Consider the following 2,676-nt stretch of genomic DNA (forward strand, 5'->3'; position numbering starts at 1 on the left):
ACCGATGTGGGGCATCTTGAACACGATGCAGACGATGGCGACGACAAGATAGCCAAGAAAGCGCGACTGGAACAGCTTGAGCCCATGGAGATTGCACAGCATTATACCAATACTTATCATGCAGCCATGCAACAGCTCAACGTGCTTCCGCCCAGCATCGAACCACAGGCATCGGGTCATATCATCGAGCAAGAAGAGTTGGTGAAGAAAATCCTCGCCAATGGTTTTGCCTACGAAAGCAACGGCTCCATCTACTTCGACATTGCCAAGTACAACGAAACACACCGCTACGGCATACTCTCTGGCCGCAACCTCGAAGACGTTTTAGATGCCTCGCGACAGCTCGACGGCGTGGGCGAAAAGCGCAATCAGGCCGACTTCGCCTTGTGGAAACGCGCCCAACCCGAACACATCATGCGCTGGCCCAGTCCGTGGAGCGAGGGATTTCCTGGTTGGCACTGCGAGTGTACGGCAATGGGCCGCAAGTATCTGGGCAACCAATTCGACATACATGGTGGCGGAATGGACCTTGTTTTCCCGCACCACGAGTGCGAAATAGCCCAAGCCGTGGCCGCAGAAGGCGAACAGATGGTGCGCTATTGGATGCACAACAACATGATAACCATCAATGGACAGAAGATGGGAAAGAGCCTGCACAACTTCATCACGCTCGAACAGTTCTTCAACGGCTCGCATCCCGCACTCGAAAAGGCCTATTCGCCCATGACCATTCGTTTCTTCATCCTCTCTGCCCACTATCGCGGAACGGTGGATTTCTCTAACGAGGCCCTGCAAGCCAGCGAGAAAGGACTCGAAAGATTGCTCAACGGCATCGCCGACTTACAACGCATTCAGCCCGCCAAAGCCAGCGACGAGGCCACGGCAACCATCGCGAACGAACTGCCCCGCAAGTGTTACGAGGCCATGAACGACGACTTCCAAACGCCCATGGTGCTAAGTCATCTCTTCGAGGCATGCCGACTTATCAACACGCTTATCGACCACAAGGCGCAGATTTCGGCCGAACACTTGGAGCAATTAGCCGCCACCATGCGCCTCTTTGCCTTCCAACTGCTGGGTCTGAAAGCCGAAAACGGCAACAACAACGATGCCCGCGAAGAAGCCTTCGGCCACGTTGTAGACATGGTTCTCGACCTGCGCGCCAAGGCAAAGGCCGACAAAGACTGGGCCACTAGCGACCGCATACGCGACGAACTCGCCTCCGCCGGTTTCGAAGTGAAGGACACCAAGGACGGCGCAACGTGGAAACTGAATAAGTAAACATCCAAAGCATTGCGCCACCCACATGCTGTAGCCCCACTACAAAGCACCTTGTAGTGGTGCTACAAGCATCTTGTACACTCGCTACAAGCATCTTGTACGCCCACTACAAGCATCTTGTACTCGCGCTACAAAGCGCCTTGTACTCCCCAAACAGCCAACACATGCCATGCAAAGGCCTGTAAATGGTTGTGCAAACACCTACAAGCGGCTATACATTAAAACCGAAAACATCTCGTAATGAACCCCAACCAATACAACACCCTCTTCACATTTATATGGAATATTGCCAACGACGTGTTGGTACAAGCCTTCAACAAGGGCGACTATAAGAAGATTATCCTGCCCATGATGGTGCTTAGAAGGCTCGACATCTTGCTCGAACCAACCCATCAGCAGGTGTTGCAGCTCAAACAGCAACTAACCGAACAAGGGGTCGACGAAACGCAGCAAGAAAGCATGCTCATACGCTGCACGGGGCTTGCTTATTGCAACACGTCGCGCTTTACCATGAAGACGTTACGCGGAGAAACCAACCCCGTACGCCTAAAACAAAACTTCTTGGAGTATCTCGACGGCTTTTCCAAGGACGTACAAGACATTATCGAGAAGTTCAAGCTGAAACAACAAGTAGACAACCTTAGCGACACTGGCCGCTTGGGCCGCATCATCGAGAAGTTTACCGATGCCGAAATAAACCTCGGAAAAGACCCCGTGCTCGATGCCGAGGGCAACGAAAGGCTGCCAGGGGTGGACAATCACACCATGGGAACGCTTTTCGAGCAGCTGTTGCGCAAGTTTAACGAGGAAAATAGCGTTACCGAAGCCGGAGAGCATTTCACTCCGCGCGACTATGTTGCGCTGTTGGCCGACATCGCCGTGCTGCCCGTCGCCAACAAGTTGCGTAACGGAACCTACACCATTTACGATGGCGCGTGCGGCACGGGCGGTATCCTTTCCATCGCCGAACAACGCATTGACGACATCGCCAAAGAGCAACGCAAGCGCATAAAGATTAGTCTCTACGGGCAAGAGATGCAACCCGAAACATACGCCACATGCAAGGCCGACCTCATGCTCTCGTCCACCACCAACTCGTTTACCTATCTCAACGCCGGCGTCAGGCGCGAAAGGTTCTTTTGCGGTTCAACCATCAGCAACGACGGGCACCCTGGAATGAAGTTCGACTTTTGCATTTCCAACCCCCCTTTCGGCACGCCTTGGAAAACAGACTTGCAGGCTTGGGGACTGAAAGACAACGAAAAGCAACACATAACCGACCCGCGCTTTGTGCTGCCGCAGGGTTACGACCCGCACAACGGCCTGCGCTTTGTGCCCGATGTGGGCGACCCGCAGATGCTTTTCCTTGCCAACAACGTCTCGCGAATGAAGAAC

The 2,676-nt window shown here is 53.6% G+C and carries 2 protein-coding genes; both read left to right on the forward strand.

Features of this window, described 5'->3' with window-relative positions; translation table 11 throughout:
* A partial coding sequence (gene cysS / locus BN93_RS00660) for a cysteine--tRNA ligase (protein WP_019186427.1) occupies positions 1-1,281 on the forward strand: 1,281 nt, incomplete at its 5' end.
* A gap of 240 nt (positions 1,282-1,521) precedes the next feature.
* A partial coding sequence (locus tag BN93_RS00665; protein ID WP_019186428.1) for a type I restriction-modification system subunit M occupies positions 1,522-2,676 on the forward strand: 1,155 nt, incomplete at its 3' end.

This window comes from Prevotella conceptionensis 9403948 (genome assembly GCF_000312305.1).
Classification (GTDB): Bacteria; Bacteroidota; Bacteroidia; order Bacteroidales; family Bacteroidaceae; genus Prevotella; species Prevotella conceptionensis.